Annotated in this window: 22 protein-coding genes; 10 read left to right on the forward strand and 12 right to left on the reverse strand. The window is 31.9% G+C overall.

Annotated features, from left to right (window positions below):
- Window positions 1–46: 46 nt before the first annotated feature.
- From U0D62_RS04145 to U0D62_RS04165, 5 genes are all read right to left on the reverse strand, one after another.
- Window positions 47–1,309, reverse strand: a complete 1,263-nt coding sequence (locus U0D62_RS04145) for a POTRA domain-containing protein (protein WP_322194056.1) — start codon at window positions 1,307–1,309, stop codon at window positions 47–49.
- Window positions 1,310–1,388: 79 nt separating this feature from the next.
- Window positions 1,389–2,135 (reverse strand): hypothetical protein, encoded by a 747-nt coding sequence (locus U0D62_RS04150; RefSeq protein ID WP_322194057.1) that lies wholly within the window; start codon window positions 2,133–2,135, stop codon window positions 1,389–1,391.
- Window positions 2,128–3,126: a glycoside hydrolase family 113 gene (locus U0D62_RS04155; RefSeq protein ID WP_322194058.1), complete on the reverse strand. Its 999-nt coding sequence runs from the start codon at window positions 3,124–3,126 to the stop codon at window positions 2,128–2,130. Before U0D62_RS04155 ends, U0D62_RS04150 begins: the two co-directional genes overlap by 8 nt.
- Before the next feature lie 143 nt (window positions 3,127–3,269).
- Window positions 3,270–4,169 (reverse strand): hypothetical protein, encoded by a 900-nt coding sequence (locus U0D62_RS04160; protein ID WP_322194059.1) that lies wholly within the window; start codon window positions 4,167–4,169, stop codon window positions 3,270–3,272.
- Window positions 4,170–4,276: 107 nt separating this feature from the next.
- Window positions 4,277–4,987 carry a DUF547 domain-containing protein gene (locus U0D62_RS04165; protein ID WP_322194060.1) on the reverse strand — a complete coding sequence of 237 codons (711 nt, stop codon included), beginning with the start codon at window positions 4,985–4,987 and terminating at the stop codon, window positions 4,277–4,279.
- A gap of 320 nt (window positions 4,988–5,307) precedes the next feature.
- Between U0D62_RS04165 and U0D62_RS04170 the strand changes: the two genes are divergently transcribed.
- The 6 genes from U0D62_RS04170 (at window position 5,308) to U0D62_RS04195 (ending at window position 12,686) form a co-directional block, all read left to right on the forward strand.
- A complete protein-coding gene (locus U0D62_RS04170) occupies window positions 5,308–6,609 on the forward strand; it encodes an NAD(P)/FAD-dependent oxidoreductase (protein ID WP_322194061.1) in 1,302 nt (433 codons plus the stop codon).
- Window positions 6,610–6,673: 64 nt separating this feature from the next.
- Window positions 6,674–8,272 (forward strand): 4Fe-4S binding protein, encoded by a 1,599-nt coding sequence (locus tag U0D62_RS04175; protein ID WP_322194062.1) that lies wholly within the window; start codon window positions 6,674–6,676, stop codon window positions 8,270–8,272.
- Window positions 8,273–8,637: 365 nt separating this feature from the next.
- Window positions 8,638–9,120 (forward strand): toxin-antitoxin system YwqK family antitoxin, encoded by a 483-nt coding sequence (locus U0D62_RS04180; protein WP_322194063.1) that lies wholly within the window; start codon window positions 8,638–8,640, stop codon window positions 9,118–9,120.
- The gene (locus U0D62_RS04185) at window positions 9,121–9,813 is read left to right on the forward strand and encodes a glycosyltransferase family 2 protein (protein WP_322194064.1); all 693 of its coding nucleotides are present in this window, start codon (window positions 9,121–9,123) and stop codon (window positions 9,811–9,813) included.
- Window positions 9,814–9,816: 3 nt separating this feature from the next.
- Window positions 9,817–11,289, forward strand: coding sequence for a cellulose synthase family protein (locus U0D62_RS04190; protein ID WP_322194065.1), 1,473 nt, complete (start codon window positions 9,817–9,819; stop codon window positions 11,287–11,289).
- Between the two features lie 35 nt (window positions 11,290–11,324).
- Complete coding sequence (locus U0D62_RS04195) at window positions 11,325–12,686, forward strand: mannosyltransferase (RefSeq protein ID WP_322194066.1); 1,362 nt, start codon at window positions 11,325–11,327, stop codon at window positions 12,684–12,686.
- Here the strand turns inward: U0D62_RS04195 and U0D62_RS04200 are convergent.
- Together U0D62_RS04200 and U0D62_RS04205 are read right to left on the reverse strand one after the other, a co-directional pair.
- A complete protein-coding gene (locus tag U0D62_RS04200; RefSeq protein WP_322194068.1) occupies window positions 12,667–13,515 on the reverse strand; it encodes a pseudouridine synthase in 849 nt (282 codons plus the stop codon). The two genes, U0D62_RS04195 and U0D62_RS04200, sit on opposite strands and share 20 nt — an antisense overlap.
- A 56-nt stretch (window positions 13,516–13,571) precedes the next feature.
- Window positions 13,572–14,528, reverse strand: a complete 957-nt coding sequence (locus U0D62_RS04205) for a carbon-nitrogen hydrolase family protein (protein WP_322194069.1) — start codon at window positions 14,526–14,528, stop codon at window positions 13,572–13,574.
- Between the two features lie 457 nt (window positions 14,529–14,985).
- On the opposite strand from U0D62_RS04205, the gene U0D62_RS04210 reads away from it, so the two are divergent.
- Window positions 14,986–15,333 (forward strand): hypothetical protein, encoded by a 348-nt coding sequence (locus U0D62_RS04210; protein ID WP_322194070.1) that lies wholly within the window; start codon window positions 14,986–14,988, stop codon window positions 15,331–15,333.
- Between the two features lie 63 nt (window positions 15,334–15,396).
- Here the strand turns inward: U0D62_RS04210 and U0D62_RS04215 are convergent, their stop codons facing one another.
- The 3 genes from U0D62_RS04215 to U0D62_RS04225 are packed head-to-tail and all read right to left on the reverse strand — an operon-like array spanning window position 15,397 to window position 18,386.
- Window positions 15,397–16,305: a geranylgeranylglycerol-phosphate geranylgeranyltransferase gene (locus U0D62_RS04215; RefSeq protein ID WP_322194071.1), complete on the reverse strand. Its 909-nt coding sequence runs from the start codon at window positions 16,303–16,305 to the stop codon at window positions 15,397–15,399.
- A gap of 12 nt (window positions 16,306–16,317) precedes the next feature.
- Window positions 16,318–17,253: a mevalonate kinase family protein gene (locus U0D62_RS04220; RefSeq protein ID WP_322194072.1), complete on the reverse strand. Its 936-nt coding sequence runs from the start codon at window positions 17,251–17,253 to the stop codon at window positions 16,318–16,320.
- A gap of 47 nt (window positions 17,254–17,300) precedes the next feature.
- Complete coding sequence (locus tag U0D62_RS04225; protein ID WP_322194073.1) at window positions 17,301–18,386, reverse strand: diphosphomevalonate decarboxylase; 1,086 nt, start codon at window positions 18,384–18,386, stop codon at window positions 17,301–17,303.
- Window positions 18,387–18,484: 98 nt separating this feature from the next.
- On the opposite strand from U0D62_RS04225, the gene U0D62_RS04230 reads away from it, so the two are divergent.
- The 3 genes from U0D62_RS04230 to U0D62_RS04240 all read left to right on the forward strand — a co-directional run bounded on the left by U0D62_RS04230 (window position 18,485) and on the right by U0D62_RS04240 (window position 20,465).
- Window positions 18,485–18,958: a TspO/MBR family protein gene (locus U0D62_RS04230; RefSeq protein WP_322194074.1), complete on the forward strand. Its 474-nt coding sequence runs from the start codon at window positions 18,485–18,487 to the stop codon at window positions 18,956–18,958.
- A 28-nt stretch (window positions 18,959–18,986) separates the two neighbouring features.
- Window positions 18,987–19,556, forward strand: coding sequence for a TetR/AcrR family transcriptional regulator (locus U0D62_RS04235; RefSeq protein WP_322194075.1), 570 nt, complete (start codon window positions 18,987–18,989; stop codon window positions 19,554–19,556).
- Window positions 19,557–19,841: 285 nt separating this feature from the next.
- Window positions 19,842–20,465, forward strand: coding sequence for a response regulator transcription factor (locus tag U0D62_RS04240; RefSeq protein WP_322194076.1), 624 nt, complete (start codon window positions 19,842–19,844; stop codon window positions 20,463–20,465).
- 50 nt (window positions 20,466–20,515) lie between these two features.
- Here the strand turns inward: U0D62_RS04240 and U0D62_RS04245 are convergent, their stop codons facing one another.
- Together U0D62_RS04245 and U0D62_RS04250 are read right to left on the reverse strand one after the other, a co-directional pair.
- A complete protein-coding gene (locus tag U0D62_RS04245; protein WP_322194077.1) occupies window positions 20,516–21,304 on the reverse strand; it encodes a hypothetical protein in 789 nt (262 codons plus the stop codon).
- Window positions 21,305–21,383: 79 nt separating this feature from the next.
- Window positions 21,384–21,932 carry a DUF1697 domain-containing protein gene (locus U0D62_RS04250; RefSeq protein WP_322194078.1) on the reverse strand — a complete coding sequence of 183 codons (549 nt, stop codon included), beginning with the start codon at window positions 21,930–21,932 and terminating at the stop codon, window positions 21,384–21,386.
- Between the last annotated feature and the right edge of the window lie 3 nt (window positions 21,933–21,935).

Here is a 21,935-nt window from a genome sequence, read left to right on the forward strand (position 1 = left end):
GTTCATAATACTAATAAAACAATTAAATAAGCAAATACCCTATCATTTAAAAATATTGACCAATCCCAAAAGTTATTCCGTTAGTAGCTTTATCGCCAATCCCATATCCATAATCTAACCTAAAAACAGCGTTGAAAATTCGCTTATGAATAAAACGGATACCTAATCCAGGATAAAATCGTAAAGTACTTCCATCAGCTAGTCCTGATAGATCTCCTCCAGGTTCTCTCCAAGTTCCTGTATCTATAAAAGTATTACTTTGAATTACAAACCATCCTTTTTCATATAATGTATGCCTATATTCTGTATTGAGTACGATTGATGCGGTACCACGATCTATCGTATTTCCGGCACCGCGAATATTTAATTGATTATCTACAGCAAAAGGTGCAAAAGGTGAATCATCATTAGAAGCATACCCTAAACGTAGTCTATTTGCCCAGTTACCTTTTTCTCCAACTCTTTTAAAATACTCAAAATCATTTCTTCCAATAAAAAAGTTTTTAAGAAATTCATCTCCTCCAGTTACAAATCTAAAATCCAATAAACTTCTATACCCGGACACATACTGATAATCAATCTTTAAATTATTGTATTCATATTCTCCTCTGTAGGCAATTTTATCTGCATTTAACTGAGTAGGTATTCCTTCTGGTAAATCTCCTTGTATAAAATCGTATGTTTCATTTGAAATATTTATTCCAATCTCTGCTCGATTATGAAAATTGAATTCGTACAGCAAGTTTACCTCCAATGATTTACTATCAAATTTATAATCTACCGTATTATCATTTTCAAAAAAAACTGGCTCCTGAGAAACCAGGTTTTTATAGTTGATACCAAAACCAAATTTATTGGTAAACAAATAAGGTGCCTCCCAGTATCCTCCGTATGAATCAAAAACATCTCGTTGATAAAAACCTCCAAGTATCTGGTTACGACCTAACAAATTGAACTCAAATAAGGAGACTCTAAATGCAAATTCTCCATTATTATCTGTAGCTATATTTAATCCGGGAATTATAGTAAAATTCTCTTCAATATTATAAGATACTGAATAGTTCTGATCTGCATTTTTAATCACTGTATATGTTGCATTTGCAATCCCAGGTAATCGTTTAAGGCGTTCTATATCTGTAACAATACGTAATGAATCATAGGCAGTTTCTGGTTTTACTTTAACTAACCTTCTAATAAATGATTCTTTAGTTCTTTTTAAGCCCTGGATTTTTAATTCTGATATATCAGATTCTTGCGTAAAAGCAATACTACATACCAAGAAAACTATACATGTCAAAGTTTTCTTCATAGTGTTTTTTCTTTTTCAAATTGTCCTATTGTAGACGTAGTAATTATTTAAATCTTACTAAAAAAAGAGAGTACTTAGTTTAAGGGTTTAAGGTGAAATTTCTTTCTATAAATAAATTCACCCAATTATCTTCACTAACTCCCATGAGCGTGAAATTATAAGAATTCATTGGGTTTAATTGTGGTGGAGTTTCTTGTGTTATATTTAAAACTACATTATCGAGTTTATAATATTGAAATTCTTTTTCAAAAGTGTAAGTCCCAGAAAGTAAATCGTTATTTACATCTGAAATTACTTGAAAATAGATTTTGTTTTCGGCAATAATACCATCTTCCCACATAAAAGAAGGCATCGTTTGTTGTGACATATCAATGCTAACAGCATCTGTAAACTCTGTAGGTTTGGTTAAATGTTTTAATCGTATTGGGTTAGATAAATGCAATTTATTATTTTCAAAAAAAGTAATAATAACCCATTTTTCTTCTTCGGTAATGCGAGTAAACTTTTTTAAATAACCATTAAAAAAATCCTCTGGTTCGATTAGAATGCGATTATAGTTCTGATAATTATTTTTATCATCTGTAATACTAGCTGTTTCATAATACCTAAGATCAGTAGCACCATCTCTTGGATATGCATATGCAATAATTGTATTCTCCTCATCTTTGGATCCAGAGGCACAAGCAATCACATTATCTATTTCTATGGAGTTTACAGCCACTAATGAGGCTAAAGAATTATCTATTTGTATAGTAGCATCATTAGTATCACAAGAAAACACAAGCGATAAAACTAAAACACCTACTATCAAATTGATTTTATTCATCTTTATAAAGTGATCTTATTACATTTTCTGCAGGCTTATTTTGTATGGTAAACCTGTTATTATTTTCTCCTCCTGACTTATTATGATCGTGATACCATTTCCATAAAAACCCACCATCAAACCAGGGTTCACTCCAAAACTCCTCATATATAGCTGTCAATGCATTGTTTTGAGCTTCTAGATCTACATTTCCTTGAGATCTGCTCGAATCCCAAGGTTCTTTTCCTGTATATTGAATACTTCTGTATCCGTATTCTGTAAATAATACAGGTTTCTTGATCTTAGATTGTAAATCCACAATCTTCTTCTTATGTTTTTGCCAACCTTTCTTAAATTCTTCAACAGTAGGTGTTTGACTTTCTGATAAAGGAAAGTATGCATCAATTCCTATATAATCTAATCGATCCCAAAAAGGTGCTTTATCAAACTGATCCCAATTCTCTGCATAAGTCAATTTTCCTTTATATATCGATTGTATTTTTGTAATCAACTGATCCCAATATTGTGGTCTTTTCTGAACAAATGTGTGCAACTCTGTTCCTATACATAATATGGGGGTTTTCATTTCTTCTGCAAGTTGAGCATATAACAATATAAATTCTTCGTAAGATTTTTCAAAAGTATTCCAATCTTCTTCAGAACTCATATCAATATTACCGGTAAACTCGCCTCTCCAAACCCAAATCTGCGGCTTTAGCATTACCTTAATCCCTTTAGCATTAAGTAATTCTATTGTTTTTTTAGCGCCATCTCTTCGTTCTCCCCACCATTGTCTTTCTATATTAAATGTCACTTTAGGGGTTTCTAGATTTCTCACAAATCCAAACGGCATCACGGCTGCCCAATTTGCATTTACCTTAACAACCGGATCAACAGTCTCTGCTTCAATTTCTTTTGGAGAAGCTACAAAACTCACTCCATTGATTTTAGTTTTTTGACCAGTACAACCGGAAAAAATAATGCTAAAAAGCAGTAGAAAAACTTTTCTCATTTCGTTTTTTTACTGCTGAAAATACAATTTTTATTATTGAATATATATCACTAAAATCTTAAAAGTATATTCAATTCTTTAAAGCCAAACCTGTCATACTAAATTAAAAGACAGGTTTAGCTTAACTATATAAGTATATCTTACTAAAAAACAGCTCTTAACCCTATGTTAAAAGTTTCTCCTAAACCAGTATTATCACCTCCCACAAAATTAGTGTACAAGGCTTCTATATTTAATTCTTTGGTTAATTGATACTTAGCTCCACCACCTAATGCAGTAAAGTTTTGATCAAAATCATTTCCTAAATCGATCAACTCAGAATGTTGTGCCAATGCAAGAACTGTAAACTTAGAACTTGGGAAATAACTAAAGAACACTCCTGGAGTCAATCGTAAACTGTTGTTTGCAAAACTTCCGTTTACGGTATCAAAATTAGCATCAAACTCTGCCTCTTCACCAAAGTTTAACTCTGAATTGATTTCTCCAAATATTTGAAATTTGTTTCCTGGAAATGTATAGTCATAGAAGAAACGATTTTGCCAAATAAATCCATCCTGGTCAAGGAAAACTCCTTGATCAGTTTCACTTCCTACCAATGGAATGAAAATAGAACTCTGTATAGAAAAGTTATTAATGTTTTTAAAAGGTACAAATTTCACAGAAGGGGCAAAAGAAGTAAATCCTGAACGCGCTGTACCAGCTTCTCCATCAAATTGAAAAACTTCTAACGCATCTCTATCTGCCACTACATTAGACCTAAATTCTAAAATTACACCTACATTCCATCTTTTATTGTTTCCAACTCCTGTATATGCTTCTAGTGTAGATGTAAAAAATGTTTGTCTGGGCTCCGTACCATCTGTAAAAGTACTTTCTGTTTGTGTATATAGGTTATTAAACCACTTGATATCAAATTCTCCTTTTCCTATTAATTTTGAAGGTGTTAAAGTTTGTATCACTGATCCCTGATCATCATCTTGTGCAAATCCTATAGACAGAATAAAAAGACCTAATACCGTTACTAATAATTTTTTAGCTTTCATTTTTTTGATTTTTTTCATAAGTCTTCATATTCAACCCATCCTAGATCGATGTGTTTTCTTAAAAGACTAGATTTAGTTTGTATGAATTAATGATTAATAAATCGAAATTATTTTTGCTGATTTAAGCTCCAATCATATGGGTAATATGATATTTTAGCTTTTGAAGGAAGTTTTTCTTTTCTAAATTGATTTATATATTCAATTTCGGATCCTTTTCTGGTAAAATCTTCTTTATACCATTCGAATATCTGTGACAATTGTACTTTGTTCCCTTTTACTTTTATAAATCCAGGATTGTTTAACGCTTTTACTGCCTGGCGTTGTAGTTGCGCCTCTAGTTTTGAAGGCTTATAGGCTTCTGGTATAATTGGAGGGCAACCAAGACCAGCGCATACCAATACAAAATGGAAACGTGCTTCGTTAGGGTAATTTTTACGTAATATCTTGTTTTCCAAGTCATTTAATGTAGTTGTCTTTCCTCCTAAACTATATGTTTTCTTATCAAAAAAACCTTTTATGTTTAAAGGGGATTTGGTAGGGTATTTATTAATTATTCCTTTTATTACTGCAAGATTATACGCATTTATATAAAAGGCCTGGTACGTTTTAGGCTTACTCTTAGATACACTAATCTTACTAGCTATATCAAGTAACTCATTTAACGAGGAAGGGTCATTTTTAAGAGATTTATAATCTACTCTTCCTTTTGACACATAGGTTTTAAAAAAAGTATCTGCTTTAGCAAAAAAATCAGTTGTTCCTTGAGAAAACCCAAATTGAACTGAGAAAGCGATTATAATGATTAATATCTTTTTCATGATGTAATTTTTACACTAGTCGTTATTACTGAACTAGTTTTGATTTGTATTTATAAGTTGTTAAATCTACCTCGGTAACAGGCATTGAGTCGAAGCGAAAATAAGCTACTTACAAACAAATTATAATTTTATTTGAATATTGATTACTAACCATTTACTATAAGATATCAAGTTCGAAAATATAATCACACCTTACAACACAACTCTATTTTTAGATTCATTCTAAATTATTTCAGCCATTTAAGTTCTTATATTTAGATACGACTTACTCAACGAAGTTTTCACTTCTAATTAAATATTGACAATCAACAATCATTTATATGGAGCATATAGTAATTATTGGTAATGGAATTTCTGGAGTTACTGCCGCCAGACATATAAGAAAAATGTCTGACAAGAAAATCACCATAATTTCTGCCGAAACTGATTATTTCTTTTCTCGAACTGCACTAATGTATGTGTATATGGGACATATGAAATTTGAGCATACTCAACCTTATGAGAATTGGTTTTGGAAAAAAAATAACATTGAACTTAAAAGCGGTTTTGTATCTAAAATTAATCACGAAGCTAACGAATTAGTATTTGCTAATGGAGAGACCATGGCTTACGATAAACTTATCCTAGCGGTAGGATCTAAACCCAATAAGTTTGGATGGCCAGGACAAGATCTTGACGGAGTTATGGGCATGTATCATAAACAAGATCTTGAAAATCTCGAAAAACACGCTCCTAATAACAAAGTATGTAAAAGAGCTGTTATAGTTGGTGGAGGGCTAATTGGAATAGAATTAGCAGAAATGTTGCACTCTAGAGATATTCCTGTAACTTTTCTAGTTAGAGAAGATAGCTTTTGGAATGGAGTTTTACCTCCTGGCGAAAGTGCTATGATTAATCGCCATATTAAAAACCATCATATTGACCTTAGATTAGGAACAAATCTTAAAGAAATCATTTCTGATGAAAATGGCAAGGTTAAAAGTGTTGTGGTTCAGGAAACAGGTGAGGTTATTGATTGTAATGTAGTAGGGTTAACTCCTGGAGTTTCTCCCAATATAGATTTCTTAAAAGATTCTGGAATTGATCTCGGTCGTGGGATAAAGGTAAATAGGTTTCTAGAAACTAATATTCCTAATATCTATGCTATTGGTGATTGTGCAGAGCAGCATGAAGCTATTGGTAACCGCAGACCTATTGAAGCTGTTTGGTATACTGGACGTATGATGGGAGAGACTTTAGCACAAACCATTTGTGGAAACAGAATTGAATATAAACCAGGTCACTGGTTTAATAGTGCAAAATTTTTGGATATCGAATATCAAACCTATGGTTGGGTATTTGGCAGACCATTAGAATATGAACAACAATTTCATTGGATACATCAAGATGACACCAAATGTATTACGGTATCATACCATAAAGAAACAAAAGAGTTTTTGGGTATAAACACTTTTGGTATCAGAATGCGTCATGAAATTTTTGATAAATGGCTAACAGAAAAGAAAGATGTTGATTATGTAATACAACATTTGAGCGAAGCTAATTTTGATCCAGAATTCTATGCTTTGCACGAACCTGAAATTCTTTCAGCATATAAACAAACCCAACTTCAAACCACGTAAAAAACATATAGGTCTTATAGAATAGGTAACAAAATTCATTAGATCTCATAAAAACAGTAAACAAATGAGTAATAAGTTAGATCATAGTATGTCTCTTGCTACCCCAAATGCAAAAGGGATTTCTACAAAACAAAAAATAGCATTAGCCACAGGTTTTGTCGGCCTTTTTATACTGACATTAGCTTTATTTAATACTAATTTCCCAAATCAAGGAGTATTTTTAACAGTATCTCTTATTTTAATATCTATAGGCACAATACTCTATGCAAATGATGCCTACCTTACAAAACTAGAAGGAATCAAGAATGATCAAGTATGGTTTAAATCTATTTCTTCTCGTGGAGCAATTGGGTGGCTCACCGGAGTAGGACTTACTGCATTTTATATCGTATTATATTTCTATGCAGAACTGCTTGGGTTAGGAGCCAATGGAGAACCAAATACAGGATTAATTGCTTTATTTGATCCGTTAAGTAGAATATTAAGTGGTAATCCGGCAAGTCAGTGGTTTGTATATGGAACACTATATACAGTTGCTATTATCATATTTGGGTATAAATTCATACTTAAATACCGTCATAACCGATACCAACAGATCCGTACTGTTTCTGTAATGTTTTTCCAGTTAGGGTTTGCATTCTTAATCCCAGAATTTATGGCACGTTTAAACTCTGATAGTTTTAAACTACCATATTATGATCTTAAAAACGTATGGCCACTTAACTATTATAATTTTGAGCAATATAGAATTGACGAATTTATCAATGCAGGTAATATTGGTTTAGCGTTACTAATATTTGGAGTTGCTTCTATCTTTATTATCACTCCAATCTTAACCTATAAATTTGGTAAACGATGGTATTGTTCCTGGGTATGTGGTTGTGGAGGTTTAGCAGAAACTGCTGGAGATTCTTTTAGACAATTATCAAGTAAAAAATTAAGCGCCTGGAAACTGGAACGCTGGTTAATTCATACTGTTTTAGTCTTTGCAGTAGTGATGACTACAGCTGTGGTGTATACTTATTTAGGATATGATCCTAATAAATATTGGTTGACTAAAAATACTTTCTTAATAAGTGTTGCCGCATTTCTAACTTTTATTTTTGCTGGAGTTATGCTTTTCAAAAGAAAAGAACTTGGTAAAGATGCACGCTACGGAGCTATTGGATATTTTGTAGTAATCATTGCATTAATAGGAATGCATTATTTGGGTGATGGAGGCAAAATCTTCTTTATCAAAGCAGAAACATTAAGATCCTCATACGGATTTGCTATTGGATCAATTTTCTCAGGAGTGATTGGTACTGGTTTCTATCCAATTCTTGGTAACAGAGCCTGGTGTCGTTTTGGTTGCCCTATGGCTGCTATTCTTGGGTTTCAACAACGTTTATTCTCTAAATTCAGAATTACAACCAACGGTGGGCAATGCATTTCTTGTGGTAATTGTTCTACCTATTGTGAGATGGGAATTGATGTACGTTCTTATGCACAAAAAGGTGAAAACATTGTACGTTCAAGTTGTGTTGGTTGTGGTATCTGTTCTGCAGTTTGTCCTAGAGGAGTTTTAAAACTTGAAAACGATAAGCTTGAAGGAAGAATAAACTCTACAGAAGTATTATTAGGAAATGATGTAGATTTAATGAATTATGTAAACAAAAAATAATAACTTCTTTAAAATATTTATAAAAATGGCCCGTTCTACGGGCTATTTTTATGCAATTATTTCTTGAGAATAATATAAATTGATCGTAATTCTATTTACTTGCTATGTTTTCTCATTAAACTCCCAAACAAGCAATTGTCATATCCCTGATCCAAGTTAGCTAAACAAAATAAACGTCAAATATAACCTAGGCAGTAGTAGAATTCTAAAAAAGTGTAAGCTCTCTAAAACTATATCAATTAACGTATTCTTCACATTTTTACACAGTTTAAACAACTCATAATCAGAAAATAAGAATTTTTTTTATTATATATTGTAGGTATTCTGTTTGGCTTTCGTCTAAGCAATTATACAAATTCGTCATAATGGTTCAAAAGCTGTTTATTTTTTTATCATTATTCTCCTTTATTGAGAATGATATTACTTTAGCCAAAGAATATCACTATGAATATTATACAGATGGTACTATCAAGTCTGAAGGGTGGAAATTAGGAGATAATAAAGTAGATTTTTGGCATTTTTACTACCCTAATGGAAAGGTTTCTAGCGAAGGCCATTATATAAATAACCAGAAACATGGGTACTGGTATTTCTATTCGGATAAGAGTGATTTATTAAAAGAAGGGCATTTTATAAACGATAAAGCCGAGAAATGGTGGATTATTTACGATATTGCGGCCGGAATTACCAAAAAGTATCAATATAAAAACAATAAAAAAGAAGGATTTTGTCTATTGTATAAAAACAATAAACTTTTTAAAGCCGAAAAATATATTAATAACATGAAAACCGGTGAATGGACTGATATTTTCAGTTTTAAAAGAGACAACCCTAACGCTTCCCTATAAATGCCTCCTATCATTAAAGTTATCATACCTGCTTTTAACGAAGAAGATTCTATTGCTCACGTGATTAAAGAAATTCCTGATCAGGTTTCTGAAATTATCGTAGTTAGTAATGGTTCAACAGATAGTACAGAGCAAGTTGCTGCTGAAACCGGAGCTACTGTATTGATCGAAAACCAAAGAGGTTATGGATATGCTTGCCTTAAAGGAATGGAGCATATAGCTTCTCAAGAAGTTAAACCTACTATTATTGTATTTCTGGATGGAGATTATAGTGACTACCCATCAGAGTTAACAAAAGTTGTTGCACCTATTATCGATGATGATATTGATTTAGTTATCGGTGCTCGTGTAAAACAATTACGTGAAGCTGGTTCTATGACGTTCCCTCAGATTTTTGGAAACTGGCTAGCTACTCGACTAATGAAATTGTTTTTTGGAGCTAAGTTTACCGATTTAGGGCCATTTAGAGCCATTAAATATGATAAACTATTATCTCTAGATATGCAGGATAAAACCTATGGGTGGACAGTAGAAATGCAACTAAAAGCATTAAAAAAACGTTACACATATATCGAAGTGCCAGTGCACTACAAAAAGAGAATTGGCGTCTCAAAAGTTTCAGGAACCGTAAAAGGTGCTATATTTGCAGGCGTAAAGATTTTAAGTTGGATTTTTAAATATAGCTTTACGTAAATAATGGATATTGCGATTATCATAACCTACACTCTTGCTTTGCTAATCATTTTCTTGTATAGCTTAGCACAGTTAAATTTGCTTTTAAATTATCTAAAGTCCAGAAAGGAACCTGATAACTCACCTACATTTGATTTTTCAAAGTCTGAAGAAATTCCTAATGTAACTGTTCAACTTCCAGTCTTCAACGAGTTATACGTTATGGAGCGATTGTTGGATAATATTGCTGAGTTAGAATACCCTAAAGACAAATTAGAGATACAAGTACTGGACGATTCTACAGATGAATCTGTAGTTACCACTGCAGCACACATAGAAAAATTAAGAGAAACAGGATTAGATATTAAACATATCTGTCGTGAAGATCGATCTGGTTTTAAAGCAGGTGCTTTAAAAGAAGGATTGAAAATCGCCAAAGGAGAATATATTGCCATTTTTGATGCAGATTTTCTTCCAGGTAAAAAATGGTTACTTCAAACCATTCCTTATTTTAAAGATTCTGGTATTGGAGTAGTGCAAACCCGTTGGGGGCATATTAATAGAGATTATTCTATGCTCACTAAAATTCAAGCGTTTGCCCTGGATTTTCATTTTACAATGGAGCAAGTAGGACGTAACTTTAAAGATCATTTTATCAACTTTAATGGTACAGCGGGAGTTTGGAGAAAAAGCTGTATTGAAGATGCCGGAAACTGGCAAGGAGACACACTTACTGAAGATCTGGATCTTAGCTATAGAGCACAACTTAAAAAATGGAAATTTAAATATCTTGAAGAAGTAGAAACCCCTGCAGAATTGCCTGTGGTTATTAGTGCCGCACGATCACAACAATTTAGATGGAATAAAGGTGCCGCAGAGAACTTCCAGAAGTTATACTGGAAATTGCTTAAAGATAAAACCGTTCCTTTAAAAACTAAGTTTCATAGTTTTTTCCATTTATTAAATAGTAGTATGTTTCTTTTGGTATTACTAGTCGCTGTATTGAGTGTTCCAGTAATGTATGTAAAGAATAGCAATCCTATGTTTAGTTGGTATTTTAATGTAATCGCATTTTTTGCATTAAGTACAGTTATATTTTTCTTTTGCTATTGGTATACTTTTAAAAAGATTCATGGTAAAGGTTTCTGGAATTTTATGGAATATATAAAAATGTTCTTTACCTTCTTTTCTATAGCAATGGGATTCTCTGTTCATAACTCTATGGCAGTATTAGAAGGTCATTTTGGAAAGAAAAGTGAATTTGTACGTACTCCAAAATTTAATATCAATTCTTTAAAGGATTCTTGGAAGGATAATAAATATATTAACAAGAACATCTCCGGAAATACTATTATTGAAGCATTGTTAATGGGATATTTTGGATTTGCATTATATAGCGCTTTTAAACTTCAGGATTTTGGATTGTTTTTATTTCATATTATGCTGTTTCTTGGGTTTGGGTTTGTTTTCTTTAAATCAGTTACTTCAAAATTATAATGTTATATCTGTGGAAACATAATCGATTTTCCATATTGCTTATATTTATCGGAGTTTTATTTTATTGGAGTTTTGCCTATCAGCTAGAACGTACTGATTTTATCAAATTAGCTGGTTTATGGACCGCTTTATTTTATATTTCCTATAAATTAATTAAGCTTAATCCTGATCAATGGAAACTTCTGGGGATTTCGGCTTTAGTATTCCGTATTATTTTCTTAGTCGCCATTCCAAATTTATCACAGGATTTTTACCGATTTATCTGGGATGGGCGTATGCTATTAGAAGGTTATAATCCTTATCTAACGCTACCAGAAACCTGGATTGCTCAAGGAGATGCTCCAATCGCACAAGCACAAGAGCTATATGAAGGAATGGGAGCTCTTAACGGAAGTCATTATACAAATTACCCACCAGTAAGTCAATTTTGCTATTATATTGCAGCCATCTTTGCTAGTAAAAGTATTCTAGGTTCTGCAATGATATTTAGAATATTAATTATTCTTGCCGACATTGGTACTTTCTTTTTTGGAAAAAAACTTTTAAAAGCATTGAACCTTCCAGAAAACAAAATCTTTTGGTATATCCTAAATCCTTTTATTATCATAGAATTATCCGGGAACCTTCACTTTGAAGCCGTTATGGTGTTTTTTATAATTTGGTCATTATATTTATTGCATAAGGGCAAATGGTATTGGGCCGCGGTTGTATTAGCACTATCAGTTTCTGTAAAACTAATACCATTACTATTCTTACCATTATTTTTCCAGAAGTTTGTTCTTGAAAATACAAAGGACAAAAACAAACGTAGTTTACTATTTGGTCTAACCAAATTAATAGGGTTTTATAGTATAATAATCACTACTATTCTTCTCACATTTGCACCTTTTCTTTCTGATCAGTTCATTAGCAATTTTAGTAAAACAATCACCTTGTGGTTTCAAACATTTGAATTTAATGCAAGCATTTATTTTATTGTACGCTGGATTGGGTATCAGGTTGTAGGCTGGAATATTATTGAAACAGTTGGTAAGGTTTTACCAATAATAGTGATTACAATTCTTCTTGGATTAACCTTTTTTAGAAAAAACAAAAGTACATTACAGTTGATATCTGTTATGGTAATTGGTATTTGTTGTTATTATTTTCTATCCACCACTGTTCATCCCTGGTATATTGCAGTGCCTTTATCGCTTTGCGTATTTACCAAGTATAAGTTCCCGATTCTCTGGTCTTTTGTAATTATCCTTAGCTATACAGCATATATAGATCCTAATTTTAAAGAAAATTTATGGATGGTAGGATTAGAATATGTATTAGTGTTCTCTGCTTTTATTTTTGAAATTATAAAAAATTCAAAAGCTTCAAAATTGCAGGCTACATCATCTTTAAATTAATAACCTCTTGTTCTGTAAGCTTACGCCAATGACCACGTGGTAAGTCTTTCTTGGTCAATCCACCAAAAATTACACGATCCAGTTTAATAACATCATAATTAAGATGCTCAAAAAGTTTATGAATAATATTGTTTTTAGAAGATTGTAATTGTACTCCTATTTCATTCTTAGCAGCTCCTTCTATGTATGAAATTTCATCAACCTGAATAAATCCTTCTTTTAGTTTAACTCCTTTTTCTATTTTTTGTAGATCTTCGAACTTAAGATTACGATTTAATTCTACATGAAAAATTTTACGAACACCACTTTTATGATGTGTCAATTTTTTTTCCATATCTACATCATTAGTAAAAAGTAATAACCCAGTAGTATTGCGCTCTAATCTACCTACTGGCTTCAAGGCAGCTCTAGAAGCATTTGATATCAGCTCCATTACCGTTCTCGTTTTCTCAGGACTCGTAGTGGTTACAAATCCTTTAGGTTTATTCAATAAAAAGTATTCTTTTTTCTCAGGGGTTATTAATCGACCATCAAACTTAACCTCATCAGTAAGTTTAACCTTATATCCCATTTCGGTAACTGGTTTACCATTTACCCAAACACTACCTGTTTGTATATATAAATCTGCATCTCTTCTAGAGCAAACTCCAGAATTAGCTACAAACCTATTTAATCTCATTTCTCCAGAATCTGAAGTTTTTTTAGCTGTATTTCCAGTTTTTTTTGCAGGTGCATTCGCATTCCCTTTTGCAAAAGATTTACCTTTTGGTTTTCCTCCACCCTGTCTTCCACTACTTTTTCCTCTTCGAGAACGATCTTCGCGACTCATATCTTACATTTTGCGCAAAGATAGTAGTTTCCTTTTTAGGAAAAAGATGAATTCAATTATTCTTCTCCAAACCAGACAGTACTTTGCCTTTCTCGATTTACACTTAACTGAGTAACATCAGGGCGAGAATAATGCCCTACTGGATCAAAATTCTGTCGTTCTTGTAATACACGGTTAAAATCTAACGTCTGAATCAACAACCCTTCTTTATGTAATACTGGCTCTAACACCCATTCTCCATCAGGGCCTGCAACACAAGATCCTCCATTACCCAAAATATCGGGAGCAGTTTTAAAAATCTCATCTAAATGAGGGGTCGTTGAAGGAAAATCTTCTTTTCGCATTAAACTGGATACTGAGATAACATAGGATCGAGATTCTCTTGCTATAAATCGGGTTATATCTTTGGTATTATAATCACTACCTGGCCATACAGCGATATGTAAATTTTCTCCTTGACCATACAATGCAGCTCTTGGTAGCGGCATCCAGTTTTCCCAACAGTTTAACCCTCCTACAGTAAAAGCTTTAAGCGGATGCACTCTTAAACCATTACCATCGCCTGGAGACCAGGTCAAGCGTTCTTCATAGGTTGGTTGTAGTTTGCGATGCACAGATTGTATTTTACCGTCCTGATCTATATATACTAAGGATGCATATAAACTATGTCCTCCACGATCTAATGGTCGTTCTATAATCCCCAAATAAATTGCAATACTATATTTATTCGCTAGCGCGCAAATAGAATCGAGATCTCCTTTCTCTATTATAATAGCATTCTGCGCATAATGTGCATGAATTTCTTTTTGTACAGTACTATTAAATTGTGCACCATCAGTTAATGAAACCCAAAAAGGGTATCCAGGTAAAAGTGATTCTCCAAAGACAATAAGCTCTACACTATCAGAGGCCGCTTCTTCTATTGACCTTTCTATTTTTTTGATAGTTTCTGTTTTATCTAGCCAGACAGGTGCTATCTGAGCGAGGGCTACTTTTAGTAATTGATTTTCCATTAAAGATTATATCGTATTAAAACTGAATATTATAGATCATTTCTCCTTATTTTTTGAAATTTCCAACATTTGGTTAACAAACCATTAACATACAAAAAATTGGTTTTCAAAGCATTAAACTTTAAAATCGCCTTACTGCAAAACCATAAGTTTACATTTAGGTAACATTAGAAGCCTCTCAAAAAACTCTGAATTCGCAATATAGAAAGTTATATTCTGAGGATTTTTTAACACTCTACCGATTTCTTCTTCATTCACAAAAAGTAAACATATAAAAAGTATTTATTCTTCAAAGTTTAATTTACGTTAAAACCTATCTGTTTTAACTTAATGGTGATCTTATTAATACATTCTAATAAAATATAAACTTCAAAAAAACTATTATCCCGACATACATTTGTCTTGTAAAATTAAAACAAACAATTAGTAAAACTCAAATCTTAAAACACGTAAAAAAATGAAAAAGTTAACAGTATTATTATTCGCAGTTGTATTAGGGACTAGTCAATTATTTGCTTCTAACAACAACCCAACCGCTAATCCAGAACAAAAATTAAGAAACAAAATTGCAGCTCTTTTAGAAAGACCTGAAATTAGTGTTGCAAATCAAGATCTTCAAGCAGACATCGAGTTTACTTTAAATACTAATGGAGAAATCGTAGTATTAACAGTGAATTCTGAATTTGATATTGTAAAAAGTTATGTAAAATCAAGATTAAACTATAAAAAAGCAGTTTCTGAAACATCGAACAAAAGCAAAGTGTTTCGAATTTCTTTAAGAATTAAAAAATCAGAAAACATTTAATTAAGGAGTATCCTTAAAACACTTAAACAAAGAGCAGTTGTATTTATACAGCTGCTTTTTTTTTTACCATAGGATTTTATCGAGAATCATATTAACATCAATAAGGATGATACTAAAAGTTCCTGAAACAATAATAAGTTTTAAAATATTATGTAACCACACATAATGTGTTTTCCCTTTGGATTGCCATACACCTATTAAAAACACAAACAAAAGTATAAGGCATCCATAAAAATACAAATGCATAAATCCAATTTCGTAACGAGTTAAAAGTAAAAAAATTGGAATTCCGGAGGCCAAAACTAAAATGCTTAGTATTCTTTTTGAAGCCCGTTCACCATATACAATTGGTATTGTTTTATAATTCTGAGCAAGATCTCCACTCAGGTTTCCTAAATCTTTTATCATTTCTCTTATTACCAGCATTAAAAAAAGAAAAGTGGCGTGTACAAAAACCACTTCATCAAAGTTTTTATAATAGATAAATACTGCAAAAAAAGGTGTTATTGATAATACTGATGCTACAATATTGCCAACAAAAGGTATTTTCTTTAGTTTATGTGAGTAAAACCATATCCCAAATATATATAGCGAAAAGAATAGTACTGCTCGAAAAGACACATAACTAGCTAATACAACAGAAATAAAATTTAAAACAAAATAACCTGTTAGCTTGGTTTGCTGACTCACCAATCGATCTAACATGGTTTTCTGAGGTCTATTGATTAAATCTTTTTCTCGATCGTAAAAATTATTGATAATATATCCTGCCGCTATCACTCCAGAAGAAGCTAAAACGATTACAAACAAGTTTGGGTCAAGAATAACATCCCATAGTCTTATTCCTGGAGCCAAAATAAAGATTGAGGTAAGGTATTGCGCTAAAACGATAATCAGGATATTGTATCCTCGCACAACAGAAAATAAACTCAATAATTTGAGTAAGACGAGTTTATTTTTTCTGGAAAGCATAAAAAATGCTTTTTAAAAGTTATAAACTACTTCTAGTTTATATTCTTTAAGGGCAGATTGAGCTTTTTCAAAATCTTGAGTAAACCCTAAAATATAACCTCCTCCACCTGATCCACAGAGCTTCAAGTAATAATCATTAGTTTCAATACCTTTTTTCCATAAAGTATGAAATTGCTTAGGGATCATTGGTTTAAAATTATCCAATACCACATTAGATAATTGTTTAATATTAGAAAATAAAGATTTGATATCTCCTTTTAGAAAATCTTCTACACACGCATCTGTATGTTTTACAAATTGCGTTTTAAGCATATTACGAAACCCTTCTTGTTTCATATTTTCCATAAAAATACTCACCATTGGAGCGGTCTCACCAACGATACCACTATCCAACAAGAAAACTGCTCCTTTTTTATTTTCAACACTTTGTGAAGGAATTCCTGCTGGTTCTATATTATCCTTAGAATGAATTAAAATTGGTAAGCTTAGATAGCTATTTAAAGGATCCAGACCTGAACTGCTTCCGTGAAAGAAAGATTCCATCAATCCAAAAATTTCTTTAAGCTTTAAAAGCTTATCTCGTGTAAGGTTTTCTAATACTGTAATTTTATTTGCTGCATATTTATCGTAGATCGCAGCAACCAAGGCACCACTACTTCCTACACCATATCCTTGAGGAATACTACTATCAAAATACATTCCCGCCGCAATATCATCGTGTAGTTTTTTAAAATCAAATGTAACTACTCCTTTACTCTCAACACTCTCTAGATACTCTACAAATTTTTTAAGATTATTATTTGAATCAAGAGCATCCTGATCTGGGTTTTCAGAAACTTTTAATGCTCCTTTAAAGAAATTATAGGGTATAGAAAGACCCTTAGAGTCTTTTATAATCCCATATTCTCCAAACAAAAGTATTTTAGAATAAAATAACGGTCCTTTCATTATTTTTGTATGTGGTTATACTAATATGTCGCCTTACTAGGATAAAGTTACAATAATTTAGTTCCTAATCCTATTTTGTCGCAAATATACTGTCCATTCTGACAATACACAACTAACTCACTATTAATGAAATCGAGAACCTGATCTTTTTCAGATTCTGGATACAGTAAATGTATATTAGCTCCTGCATCTAGGGTAAAGCATAAACTACTATTATGTTCTTTACGATATTGCCATACTTTATTAATGACAGAAAGTGTATTGGGTTTCATTAAAATAAAGTAAGGTAAAGATGTCATCATCATAGCGTGCAATGTTAATGCTTCGCTCTCTACAATTTCTATAAATGCATCAACATCTCCTGAAATTAATATATTTTTAAGCCTCCTAATATTTCCAGTGGCTTGTTCAAATCTTTTTTCTGCAAATGGATGACCGTGCATTAACTGGTGACCAACAGTACTACTAACTTGTTTTTCACCTTTATCAATAAGTAAAATAGTGTCCTGAAAATTATTAAAATTAGGATGAATGCTATCCTGGAACTTTACCGCATATGCATCACTACTTCCTTCAATATCATCATGTGTTCCCCAAACAGTTACCGGCCCTTCTATACTTCTACAAGCACTCCCAGAACCTAACCTTGCCAGAAAAGAAGTTTTTTGAATAAACTCTCCTTCTGACATATCCGGATTTATTTTTCTATCCAGCTGCATTAAACAATATGCCAAAGCACTCATTCCACTTGCCGAAGAAGCTATTCCACTACTATGAGGGAATGTATTACTAGTTTCAATGGTAAACTTATATTGTCTAAGAAAAGGCAAGTATTGATCAATTCTTTTTAAAAAACTATCAATTTTTGGTTTAAAATCTGGTTTCGGTTTTCCTTCAAAAAACAACTCAAAATCAAAATCCTCAGCAATGCTATCTCTCTTTGTATATGTAAGACTGGTAATGGTTTTACAAACATTCAACGTAAAACTAATAGATGCATTCTCTGGTAACTGTACTGGTCTTTTTCCCCAATACTTAACTAATGCTATATTACTAGGTGAGGCACAGCTTATCTTTCCTTCTTCAGGAAGTTCTGATTCTATTGATGATGCAAATTGAGGATAATCTTCCATTTGATAAAAAATTTTAGCAAAGATACGTGCTATCAGCTATTTTAAGGTATTGGTAGTAAAAATAAATTGCTATTTTAGTACTGCACTAACTCATTTAAATGAAAAAAAAGTTTATTCGCATTGTTATTGCGGTATTTTTATGCTTATTGATCGGATTTTTGAGTAGTATTGCAACTCAAAAATCCATAGATACTTGGTATCCCACGCTAAACAAACCTTTTTTCACCCCACCAAACTGGGTTTTTGCACCTGTGTGGATTATTATGTATATTATGATGGGTATCTCTGCAGGAATTGTTTGGAGTAGAGGGTTCTATCATAAATGGGTAAAAACTGCGTTATATCATTTTGGGTTTCAATTGTTACTCAATGCTGCGTGGTCCATTTTTTTCTTTGGATTACAAAATCCTTTAATCGCTTTGCTGGATATAATAGCCCTATTTATCCTATTGCTGTTTACGATTAAATGGTTCAAAGTAGTTAATTCTACTGCTGCTTACCTACTTATCCCTTATGTAATATGGGTTGCTTTTGCGACTGCATTGAATTTTGGTATATGGCAACTTAACTAAACCAACACATTAAGGAATAAATTTTTTTATGAGTAAAAAAGCAATAGTCTTACAGACTACTCTAGAATTAATAACTAAACAAGGAATCCGTGCTACGTCTTTATCGGAAATTATTAAAGAATCCGGTGTAGCAAACGGAACTGTATATCATCATTTTAAGAATAAAGAAGAGATTATTACCGAACTTTATCTAATGCTTACTCAGGATTTTGGAACTGTCGTCATGCGTAATATTCCAGAAGACGACATAAAAAAGCAATTCTCTATAATGTGGTTAAATCTCTTTTATTATTTTGTCAATAACCCTCTTGCTTTTATTTTTTCTGAACAAATAGCTCGTTCTCCAGAAATTCCACAATCTTTAAAAGATCAAGCCAGACAATATTACAATGATATTGAAGAATATTTTAAAACTGGTATCAGAAAAAAAGTATTTAAATCTTATAACACCCTGGTTATGGAAGAATTATTTTTTGGTAATGTGGTATCTCTGGTTAAAATACACGAAAACGAAAGGGTAAAGCTTCAAGAAAAACACATTAATCAAGCTATTGAAATTTCCTGGCGAGGTTTTCTAAAAGATTCTACTATTATTTAACAAAGTAAACTTTCAATTCTTATTTTCTAGTAGCAAGACATTTTTTTCTTGAAATGAAATGTAATGTTTACAGTACCTGAAAAAAGAAATTATTAAAAGGCACAAGTGATTTAATTATAAAACTTGTTGATTTTTACCTACTAAAAGAACTATATGTTTTTATAAAGGTAATATCTGCAATCTCCCCGAAAATGTGTGTTTATGGAATGAATATTGTGACACCTATATAGCAATTCAAAAGAAAAACATTGTAACTATATCGGTAATCAATAAGCTATGTAAACCATGAAAAGTGTTTTAATAATCGAAAGGCATGAACGATTGAGAAAATCTTATATCAACCTAATAAACAACTCTAATGAATTTAAAGTTATCGGAGATTTTGAAAACTATGAATCTGCATTAAAAAATATCTCAGGTTTAAATCCAGAAATTGTTCTTACTAATATTGACTTTTCTGGAATGAGTGGAATCGAAGGAATTGCTCAAATAAAAAAACTCTTGCCGAATACTAAAATAATGGTAATCTGTAGTCTCAAAAATTCGAAATATGTATTTGAAGCGCTACGTGAAGGTGCCATTGGGTACATAACAAAAAATAGTAGTCAGAAAAAAATTAATGATGCCTTGACAGAGCTGGATCAAGGAGGAGCTCCTTTGAGTATTTCGATCTCACGAATGGTAGTAGAATCTTTTCAAAATAAAAAATTTGATCAATTAACTTCTAGAGAAAACGATGTCGTTTCTTTATTATCTCAAGGAAAAAGCTATGCTAATATTGCTGATGAATTATATGTAAGCTTAAATACAATCAAAGGGCACGTCAAAAACATTTATGAAAAACTACATGTAAGTAATAAAAATGAAGTTATCAAACTTGTAAACTCCCAAAACTTTTATAATCTATAAAAAAAGCAGCTAATATTAGCTGCTTTTACAAATCTTATTTAAAGGTATTTTTAATTAAATACAATTTTTGCACAGGAGTCTCGGTACAAATCTTTCAAAACAAACTCAACAGCATTTCTAGCATTATCAGCTTTACCAAGAGCACCTCCTTTAAATGTTAGTTTACCATCACCACGATTCCAGTAGAATTCTTTATTATTCGATTTAATAATTCGTTTTTCATCTTTAGTCGTTATTAAAAAAGAATCAAACTCTTGACTATATTCTAACCCTGAAGGAAAATACACCTCAGTAACAAATTTTGTTGATCCTTTGGCATAGACATAACATACGCATTCTCCAATATCTTTTTCTTCTGAAACTCTTATCATATTGTTTTGAACAATTTTCCATCCTCCATTAGATCGTATACCTACTATATCCATCAACATAGTCCCTTTTTCTGCAAGTTTCTTATTAATAAAAGATTCGAAACTAATCACGGCAGAAATCGTTCCTGCGGTTTCTTTTTGTGTTTTAAAAACAACTTTATCCAGTTTTAATTTAAAATCATAGTTATCATCGTTCATAATGTCATCCAATTGAGAAGAAATATCTTTTTTTTCATAATTCTTTCTCACTAAGGCACCTGATAAGTTTACATAAACGGTATTTCCTCTATATTTTTCATCAAATAAAATAAGTACATCTTCTTTATCAGTTCCCTGATTTAAAGCATTCATTCGATTCACATAATCTTTTAAGAGTTTTTCAATAGGCTCGCTAACATCAATAGCAAAGCCTTGGTTAAAACAACTGCATAAAAGCAGGAAAGTAAGTATCTGCGTAATTTTTTTCATAGTTAACAAGGTTTAGTTAAACCCCATTAAGATACAAAATTTTACAGAAAAACCCTAAGTCAAACAAGCAGTATTAATCCTACAAACTACTTATTTCCAACATCTTAATTACTGTTTTTAGATTCCTGGTAGTGGCATTACATTTCATTTTTCTTTCGAAGAAATTGTTATTCAATCTTGTCTTCCCATAACCATTTGCTGCATAGAAATAAATTACCTTTTTAACAATCACAAATTCTTCTCCATCAGAAGGTACTGGTAGTTCTTTTATAAGAGCCGATTCTGGCTCCTTAGACAAGAAAGTGAAAAACATTTTTTTAGGGTCAACCTTACCATTAGTAATCTTTTCAGAAAAAGGATTGTTTTTATAAATCAATTGTAAGTCTTTTGGTTTAATAACTAAAACCGGGACATCAAATCCAAAGTGTTTTTGAATCCCTTCTTTTACTATTGTCTCCAGATCAGTAGTGTTTTTTAAAGCATCCTGAAATACTACATTACCACTTTGGATATAGGTGGTAACTGATACGAATCCCAATGCTTCAAATAAACGTTTAAGATCGGCCATCAGGATTTTTTTCTGACCACTTACATTGATTCCTCTTAATAAAGCAATATATGTATTCATCTT

Source organism: Aquimarina callyspongiae (assembly GCF_034322225.1).
Classification (GTDB): domain Bacteria; phylum Bacteroidota; class Bacteroidia; order Flavobacteriales; family Flavobacteriaceae; genus Aquimarina.

What these genes read in the sequence shown, in the direction of transcription:
- U0D62_RS04145 (WP_322194056.1), bottom strand. Translation starts at nt 1,309, where the DNA reads ATGAAGAAAACTTTGACATGTATAGTTTTCTTGGTATGTAGTATTGCT.
- U0D62_RS04150 (WP_322194057.1), bottom strand. Translation starts at nt 2,135, where the DNA reads ATGAATAAAATCAATTTGATAGTAGGTGTTTTAGTTTTATCGCTTGTG.
- U0D62_RS04155 (WP_322194058.1), bottom strand. Translation starts at nt 3,126, where the DNA reads ATGAGAAAAGTTTTTCTACTGCTTTTTAGCATTATTTTTTCCGGTTGT.
- U0D62_RS04160 (WP_322194059.1), bottom strand. Translation starts at nt 4,169, where the DNA reads ATGAAAGCTAAAAAATTATTAGTAACGGTATTAGGTCTTTTTATTCTG.
- U0D62_RS04165 (WP_322194060.1), bottom strand. Translation starts at nt 4,987, where the DNA reads ATGAAAAAGATATTAATCATTATAATCGCTTTCTCAGTTCAATTTGGG.
- U0D62_RS04170 (WP_322194061.1), top strand. Translation starts at nt 5,308, where the DNA reads ATGGAGCATATAGTAATTATTGGTAATGGAATTTCTGGAGTTACTGCC.
- U0D62_RS04175 (WP_322194062.1), top strand. Translation starts at nt 6,674, where the DNA reads ATGAGTAATAAGTTAGATCATAGTATGTCTCTTGCTACCCCAAATGCA.
- U0D62_RS04180 (WP_322194063.1), top strand. Translation starts at nt 8,638, where the DNA reads ATGGTTCAAAAGCTGTTTATTTTTTTATCATTATTCTCCTTTATTGAG.
- U0D62_RS04185 (WP_322194064.1), top strand. Translation starts at nt 9,121, where the DNA reads ATGCCTCCTATCATTAAAGTTATCATACCTGCTTTTAACGAAGAAGAT.
- U0D62_RS04190 (WP_322194065.1), top strand. Translation starts at nt 9,817, where the DNA reads ATGGATATTGCGATTATCATAACCTACACTCTTGCTTTGCTAATCATT.
- U0D62_RS04200 (WP_322194068.1), bottom strand. Translation starts at nt 13,515, where the DNA reads ATGAGTCGCGAAGATCGTTCTCGAAGAGGAAAAAGTAGTGGAAGACAG.
- U0D62_RS04205 (WP_322194069.1), bottom strand. Translation starts at nt 14,528, where the DNA reads ATGGAAAATCAATTACTAAAAGTAGCCCTCGCTCAGATAGCACCTGTC.
- U0D62_RS04210 (WP_322194070.1), top strand. Translation starts at nt 14,986, where the DNA reads ATGAAAAAGTTAACAGTATTATTATTCGCAGTTGTATTAGGGACTAGT.
- U0D62_RS04215 (WP_322194071.1), bottom strand. Translation starts at nt 16,305, where the DNA reads ATGCTTTCCAGAAAAAATAAACTCGTCTTACTCAAATTATTGAGTTTA.
- U0D62_RS04220 (WP_322194072.1), bottom strand. Translation starts at nt 17,253, where the DNA reads ATGAAAGGACCGTTATTTTATTCTAAAATACTTTTGTTTGGAGAATAT.
- U0D62_RS04225 (WP_322194073.1), bottom strand. Translation starts at nt 18,386, where the DNA reads ATGGAAGATTATCCTCAATTTGCATCATCAATAGAATCAGAACTTCCT.
- U0D62_RS04230 (WP_322194074.1), top strand. Translation starts at nt 18,485, where the DNA reads ATGAAAAAAAAGTTTATTCGCATTGTTATTGCGGTATTTTTATGCTTA.
- U0D62_RS04235 (WP_322194075.1), top strand. Translation starts at nt 18,987, where the DNA reads ATGAGTAAAAAAGCAATAGTCTTACAGACTACTCTAGAATTAATAACT.
- U0D62_RS04240 (WP_322194076.1), top strand. Translation starts at nt 19,842, where the DNA reads ATGAAAAGTGTTTTAATAATCGAAAGGCATGAACGATTGAGAAAATCT.
- U0D62_RS04245 (WP_322194077.1), bottom strand. Translation starts at nt 21,304, where the DNA reads ATGAAAAAAATTACGCAGATACTTACTTTCCTGCTTTTATGCAGTTGT.
- U0D62_RS04250 (WP_322194078.1), bottom strand. Translation starts at nt 21,932, where the DNA reads ATGAATACATATATTGCTTTATTAAGAGGAATCAATGTAAGTGGTCAG.